The 5,680-nt window shown below is 64.6% G+C and carries 8 protein-coding genes and 1 pseudogene; 6 read left to right on the forward strand and 3 right to left on the reverse strand.

Annotated features, from left to right (window positions below; translation table 11 throughout):
• Positions 1-159: pseudogene (locus tag EDF33_RS20640) on the forward strand (IS30 family transposase); the annotation flags it as partial.
• A 113-nt stretch (positions 160-272) separates the two neighbouring features.
• On the opposite strand, the gene EDF33_RS19870 reads toward EDF33_RS20640, so the two are convergent.
• Both EDF33_RS19870 and EDF33_RS19875 read right to left on the reverse strand, forming a co-directional pair.
• Complete coding sequence (locus tag EDF33_RS19870; protein WP_132100980.1) at positions 273-737, reverse strand: GNAT family N-acetyltransferase; 465 nt, start codon at positions 735-737, stop codon at positions 273-275.
• Between the two features lie 211 nt (positions 738-948).
• The gene (locus EDF33_RS19875; RefSeq protein ID WP_165918894.1) at positions 949-1,311 is read right to left on the reverse strand and encodes a DUF2087 domain-containing protein; all 363 of its coding nucleotides are present in this window, start codon (positions 1,309-1,311) and stop codon (positions 949-951) included.
• A 310-nt stretch (positions 1,312-1,621) separates the two neighbouring features.
• On the opposite strand from EDF33_RS19875, the gene EDF33_RS19880 reads away from it, so the two are divergent.
• The 3 genes from EDF33_RS19880 to EDF33_RS19890 are packed head-to-tail and all read left to right on the forward strand — an operon-like array spanning position 1,622 to position 3,515.
• Positions 1,622-2,107 carry a GNAT family N-acetyltransferase gene (locus EDF33_RS19880; protein WP_132100982.1) on the forward strand — a complete coding sequence of 162 codons (486 nt, stop codon included), beginning with the start codon at positions 1,622-1,624 and terminating at the stop codon, positions 2,105-2,107.
• Positions 2,108-2,166: 59 nt separating this feature from the next.
• Positions 2,167-3,006: an aminoglycoside phosphotransferase family protein gene (locus tag EDF33_RS19885; protein WP_132100983.1), complete on the forward strand. Its 840-nt coding sequence runs from the start codon at positions 2,167-2,169 to the stop codon at positions 3,004-3,006.
• A gap of 38 nt (positions 3,007-3,044) precedes the next feature.
• Positions 3,045-3,515, forward strand: a complete 471-nt coding sequence (locus EDF33_RS19890) for a hypothetical protein (protein ID WP_132100984.1) — start codon at positions 3,045-3,047, stop codon at positions 3,513-3,515.
• 663 nt (positions 3,516-4,178) lie between these two features.
• Here the strand turns inward: EDF33_RS19890 and EDF33_RS19895 are convergent.
• On the reverse strand, positions 4,179-4,718 hold the full coding sequence (locus EDF33_RS19895) for a GNAT family N-acetyltransferase (RefSeq protein WP_132100985.1): 540 nt from the start codon (positions 4,716-4,718) through the stop codon (positions 4,179-4,181).
• 212 nt (positions 4,719-4,930) lie between these two features.
• Between EDF33_RS19895 and EDF33_RS20335 the strand changes: the two genes are divergently transcribed.
• Positions 4,931-5,080 (forward strand): hypothetical protein, encoded by a 150-nt coding sequence (locus tag EDF33_RS20335; RefSeq protein WP_165918895.1) that lies wholly within the window; start codon positions 4,931-4,933, stop codon positions 5,078-5,080.
• An 87-nt stretch (positions 5,081-5,167) separates the two neighbouring features.
• Complete coding sequence (locus EDF33_RS19900; protein WP_132100986.1) at positions 5,168-5,587, forward strand: hypothetical protein; 420 nt, start codon at positions 5,168-5,170, stop codon at positions 5,585-5,587.
• Positions 5,588-5,680: the final 93 nt, after the last annotated feature.

The raw sequence follows: 5,680 nt of genomic DNA on the forward strand, positions 1-5,680 counted from the left end.
TCCACCGACCTCAGCGTCCACAGCCCGGAACGGCTCCTCGAAGTCGCTGCTGAACTCAACGGCCGCCCCCGCAAGACCCTCGACTACCGCAGCCCGGCAGAAGCATTCGAACAGCTACTCTCGGACCCGAAACAACCGCCCGTTGCAACGACCCCTTGAAACCGCCATCGGCTATCGAGACGGGTCTTCGTCTTTTGTTCTGCGCACGCTAGCGACGCCCTGCTGTGGTCCGACGGCGTGGCTCCGTTGCTCGCGGGCATCCCTCGAAACACTCAATCCGCCGAGGACTCGCCCGTGTCATCGAGGTGGTGCACGAGTAGGCCTTGGCCGCGGAAGCCAACAGCGTGCCAGAACGCCACCGCATCGCTGTCCTCGGGCGACGGGTCGACCACGAAGTGGGTCCTGCCGCGCGCCCGGACCCGCTCGAGCACGACCTCGACCACCTGTCGACCGAGGCCCTTGCCGCGCTCCGCGGGGAGCAGAATGAGGTCCATGCCGACGCCCGACCCGTCGGCGTACAATTGAGTGAAGCCGGCCACTCGGTCGTCGACTTCGATCAGGAAGCACTCGACGTCCGGGAGACGAGTGCCCAGGTACTTCTCTCGGAGCTGCGAGTCGGACCGGAACCCAGGGCCACCCCATCCCTCGAACGCCGGATCACGGAACAGGGCTTGCACCTCGGGGAAGTCGTCGGGCGTGGTCGGTCGGAGGATCAGCGCACGCTCACTCCCTCGCATCGGGCGAGCCTCTCACCGCACGTCTCGCGGGTCAACGAGCATCGCGCGATGTCCTGAGACCAATTTGCCTCTCGAACACCATTTTAGGAAGGATGTCTCGGGAGCAAGATCGGCTACCGAGACGGAACGTCGATACTCAGCACCACCTCATGTGTCGGTTCGTTTCGTGTCGCCCCATGTCGTACGTCGCCGGGCCCGAACGAACTATGTCTCACATCGCCGCGAGGGCGTAGACCGCACCGTCCGGCGAGCGGACGAGCACACCGGCGTCGACCGCGTCGCGGCGGACAAGCGCGACATCCTCGACGAACATCGCGAGCGCAGCGTTCAACGTCTCCTCGCTGATGCTGCGCCGGGCCGACAACCGCTCGAACGCAGTGCGCACGATCGCGTTCGATAGTTCTTGGCGTTTGTTCGCTTCGATCTGCAGATTGCTGATCCGTCCGACGTGGAGGACAGCCTGGTCGGTGAGGAGCAGCTCGATCGCCTTCGTGGTCCCCGACAGCATCTCGCGGTCGACAACTCCGTCGGGCCCGACCCAGTCAAACCGGTCCGCCGGGATCTCCGGGTTCATCGTGGCCGCGACCACCTGTCGTGCGCGCCGCAGCGCGGAGTGCGTGCTCATCACGAGTCCTCCTTCGTTGCCTGAGTGTCATCGACGATAGCGACGGCGGCGAGAACGTCGACTCACCGCCAGCCGCGCCGCCGGTCACACGGTGATTGGCGAAAAGTCTCGTGTACATCGCTCTTCAATCTGGATATGCCGCGTTAACATCTGAGACCCCCACCAACCACGGTCTTGGATACTGCGGTTCGCAGCCTGATGTGTCCGCTTGTCCGCCAGCCGATCCTTGACCGGGCGGCGTGGTGCGAGAGCATGAGGTATGACCTACTCGCCGGTGACGAACGACGATGTCCAGGAGCTCCGCGCGTTCCTCAGCGAAGCTGACCTCACTATCGCTGGGCTCGACTCGACCGCCGTCCGAGTGTGGGTCGAGCGCGACCACGATGGCAAAATCGTCGGCAGCACCGGGTACGAAGCCAGCACTGATGGTGCAGACGTCTTGATCCGGAGCGTCGCAGTCTCGAGCACACTGCGCGCCGCTGGTGCCGGCACCCGTCTCGCGAGATTCGCCCTCGAAGAAGCAGCTAGCTCGGGCGCGACGCGGGCGTGGCTCTTCTCACGCCGATCGGGGCCCTTCTGGCAGAAACTCGGATTCGGTCCGGCAGACCGGGGCGAACTCGCTGCCGTGCTGTCCGGCACGCAGCAAGTACGCCTCTTTGCCGAAACCGGTCAGCTCGAGCGGGAAGTGGCGTGGATGCGCGACCTCACAGCTCTCCGCTCCGCACCTGGCGGCCCTGCCCGTTAGTCGATCACCTTCTGGGACAGCGACCGTGTCGCACCTTCGGTCGCGTTTAGCCTGGGTCGATGAACTCTCTGACGCTGGGTGATGGTCGAGTGGTTCAGCTCGGAGAGCGCGCACACGGCGGGACAAAAAATGACACCCGCTTCGGTGTGGTCGGTAGTCAAGACGTCGTCGTGAAGGTGGAGGACACGCACGGCCAGCTCGAGGACGAGCGTGTCGCCCTCGACTTCCTCGCCGGGACGAAGGTGCGTGTTCCGCGAGTTGTGGCGTCTGGCGTGACTGGAGCTGGACGCCCCTTCCTTGTCATGACTCGGGAGAAGGGCGTGCGCGCCGTCACCCCCGCGGGGTGGGGGCGGTTGGGCCGAGACCTGGCGTGCCTGCTGGATGTCAGCGCAGATTCGTGCCCGTTTCCACGCATCGGATCGGACGACTTCGCGGCAGACCACAGTGCCCGCCTGAATGTCGTCGGATCACTTCTTGATCCCTCGCTGGCGAACGAAATAGAACGCGCGATCGACACAATCAGCGGCGTTGAGCGGCTGGTGATCACGCATGGTGATCCCGGGAGCGGCAACTACCTCGACTCCGAGGACGATGATCGTCCGGGGGTCGTCTTGGACTGGGAGAGCGCCTCCATCGCGCCTGTCGGGCTCGACGCAGGTCGAGCCGTCTTCATTGGCCTCATGGATCTCGGACACACCGGCATCCCCAACCAGCTCGCCGCCGCGCTAATCCGCGGCTACACCGAACAGGCGGCGTCGCTGTCCCTCGATGACGAGCTCTTACGCGCATGGACGATCGTTGCTGGCCTCCAGTTCATCCACGGGCGGCATATGCGCCCGCTCGTCCCGGAGCGGACACCCGCCGCCGCAGTGCGTGTTCTGGAGAGCTATTTGGCCTGAGTCCGCTGGCCGATCCCCTCGTGGTGCATGGTGGGCAGATGCTTCGCGTGTTGTGCACCGACTCCGAGTTGGCGGAAGAGGGCGACGTGCTTGCGGTCGGGGATCGGCCGGAGCGACTCGCGAGCCGGCCGGCTCTGGGTTTCTACGGCACCGAGCTGGACGACATCGAGTGGGTCTTCGATCGCTATGCGCAGGTCGGTAGTGAACGCAGGACCGCCGCGATCTCGGGGCTTGTCGTTTCCATCGACGCGGTCTACGTCAGCCTGACGCACACGCTGCAGGGATGGGCACCGGCTGCGGGAACAGCGACGCTGGAAGCGCTCTACAGCACCGCCCGCACTCGTCGACCGGAGCCCCGGATCGTGTGGGAGGCCGCATCCGCGCCGGATCAGCACGGTCACACGTATCGAGCGGGATATCCGATGTTCGAGGAGGGCGCCAAAAGCTTCACCGGCTGGGTCATCACGCTCGCCGAGGAACACGTACACCCCGCGGACGCCGTTTTGTAGGTGATGAGGACGGGCGCACTTCGGAGGCTGCCCTCGTAGGCAACCGAGAGCGTCCGACAGGCCATCGACTTACGGACTAGCACTCGTTCGAGCGATCAGCGCTTGCTCTGATTGCGGAGACTCCACACGCCGAGGCACAGAGACCAGGGCATGAGCACGATCAGCGGCAGCCATGAGCCGATTCGACCCGTGTTGATGACCAAGTCCAGAAGCCCCAGGGCGAGCATCGGTGCGGCAGCGATAGTGACGAGCTAGGCGAGGGCACGAGGCAAAGGTCTGATCGATCCCACGGCGAGATGCTATCCGCCACAATCGTCCGACAACCGATGGTCGGCCCGACGGCGTTCAGATCGCCGAAGCGGCGTCGGCACCGAAGGCCGTCACTGTCCCGATGAATTGGGCAGGGTCCTCGTCATCAGTGAAGGTCACGGGAGTGAGCTTGGAAACTGGAATCGACCCACTCGCACCCTGATCGGTCCTGAACCACACCGCGGGCACGGGTTCGAGGCCCTCCTCCAATGCCAGCACCGCAGCGGCTGCGAGCTGAGGCCAGTTCGCCTCCTGCTCCGCGGAGACACCCATCGTCGCTGTCTGAATCGTCAACACACGCACACGCACATCTTGCGACGGAACTCGCTCCAGCGCGTCCCGATAGTCGAGCCTTCATTCGGCGGTCTGGAACTCGAAAGCGCTTCCGGCCGGGTAGGGGTCGCTTGCGAGGCGCGCGTGGGTCTCGACGTCGAAGCGCTCAGCACCGTAGCGCAGCTTCTGGCGTTCGATACCTTCTGCCAGGAAGCCGGCTGCTGAGGCCACTCGGCACGAAGCGGGATTGTGCACGCGGTGCCCGAGTTCGAGTCGAAACAGCCCCGAGTGGAAACCCCAGTCAGCGACAGCTCGCAACGCTTGCGATGCGTAGCCACGTCCCCGAGCTCCTCCTGCCAGCCAGTAGTACGCCCAAGCTGTCTGATGCCGCCTTTCGATTGCGGACAGTCCGACGTTCCCGACCGCGATGCCGTCCTCGACGATGGCCCAGTTCTTTGCTGAGTCGCTGTACGGCATGATTTCGCCGACGTAGTCGGCGGCCTGCGCTTCGTCTGAAAGGTGTGCTCCCGCGAACTGCGTGTCCAGGTCGGGGCTCGACCAACGGGCCGCGAGGAGCGCCGGTGCATCGCTGCGTGACCACGGGCGGAGGGAAACGGGCATGACTCCATTCTCGCGGAGCAGGCATCGTGTCATGCGGGCGAGGGCGGCGCCCGCAAGCCGATCGGTCAACGGACTCGTCGAGGCGTGAAGCCGCACGAGTTAGCCGATGCCGTCTTTCCTGTCGACGCCGGAACTACGCTCGCGTCGTGAGCGATATTGATGAGCCTGACGACCCCGCATCAAAAACATGGACGACGAGGTATCGGATCCCGATGGGGATCGGAACCGGCTTCTTGACCGCGCTGTGCTTCTGGCTGCTGTTCACCGGTGACGCGACCGAGAAGTGGATCGGTGGGGTCGGGTTGGCCGCCCTCGTCGCCTGGGTGTTCGTGTTTCGAACGCTCTACCGCCGCGGCTACTGACGCATCCTCGTCGGCGGCACATGGCTGTCCCGCTGGCCGATCGGTCACCGGACGTTGCAGGAGCGCGGTGTGGTCTAGCGTCGCATCATGAGCGAGTTCTTCGTCGCGGGCAGCTGGCGGAATCAAGCAGCGGTCCTGACCGTCGTGGAAGCGTTAGACAGCATCGGGGTGTCGTCCTACTCCTTCGTTCGGACTGAGTACGACGAGGACGCGGCAGCACTGGCAGCTCCAGGGGGAGCAGATAACGCTGCGTTGGACTCGATGGGGGTGCGGAAGCTCTTCGAGCAAGACCTCGCCGAGCTTCGAGCATCTGAGCACTTCGTTCTCGTGCTTCCGGCTGGCGCAGCGGCGCACATCGAAGCAGGGATTGCCTTCGGCCTCGGCAAGCGGTGCTGGGCCGTGGGTCCTGTTGACCGATCCGAGACTCTGTATCGGATCTTCGAAGCGATGCCTGCTGACGCGGCCGGTCTAATCGAACACATCACGGCTCTGCCGGCAGTCCGGTAGCCGATCGGCGGTTTCAAGGGGTCGTTGCAACGGGTGGTTGTTTCGGGTCCGAGAGTAGCTGTTCGAATGCTTCTGCAGGGCTGCGGTAGTCGA

Source organism: Curtobacterium sp. PhB146, from assembly GCF_004342995.1.
In the GTDB taxonomy this organism is placed as follows: domain Bacteria; phylum Actinomycetota; class Actinomycetes; order Actinomycetales; family Microbacteriaceae; genus Curtobacterium.

Excerpts from the sequence above, each read along its gene's own strand:
- EDF33_RS19870 (WP_132100980.1), bottom strand. The coding sequence starts at position 737 with ATGCGAGGGAGTGAGCGTGCGCTGATCCTCCGACCGACCACGCCCGAC.
- EDF33_RS19875 (WP_165918894.1), bottom strand. The coding sequence starts at position 1,311 with ATGAACCCGGAGATCCCGGCGGACCGGTTTGACTGGGTCGGGCCCGAC.
- EDF33_RS19880 (WP_132100982.1), top strand. The coding sequence starts at position 1,622 with ATGACCTACTCGCCGGTGACGAACGACGATGTCCAGGAGCTCCGCGCG.
- EDF33_RS19885 (WP_132100983.1), top strand. The coding sequence starts at position 2,167 with ATGAACTCTCTGACGCTGGGTGATGGTCGAGTGGTTCAGCTCGGAGAG.
- EDF33_RS19890 (WP_132100984.1), top strand. The coding sequence starts at position 3,045 with ATGCTTCGCGTGTTGTGCACCGACTCCGAGTTGGCGGAAGAGGGCGAC.
- EDF33_RS19895 (WP_132100985.1), bottom strand. The coding sequence starts at position 4,718 with ATGCCCGTTTCCCTCCGCCCGTGGTCACGCAGCGATGCACCGGCGCTC.
- EDF33_RS20335 (WP_165918895.1), top strand. The coding sequence starts at position 4,931 with ATGGGGATCGGAACCGGCTTCTTGACCGCGCTGTGCTTCTGGCTGCTG.
- EDF33_RS19900 (WP_132100986.1), top strand. The coding sequence starts at position 5,168 with ATGAGCGAGTTCTTCGTCGCGGGCAGCTGGCGGAATCAAGCAGCGGTC.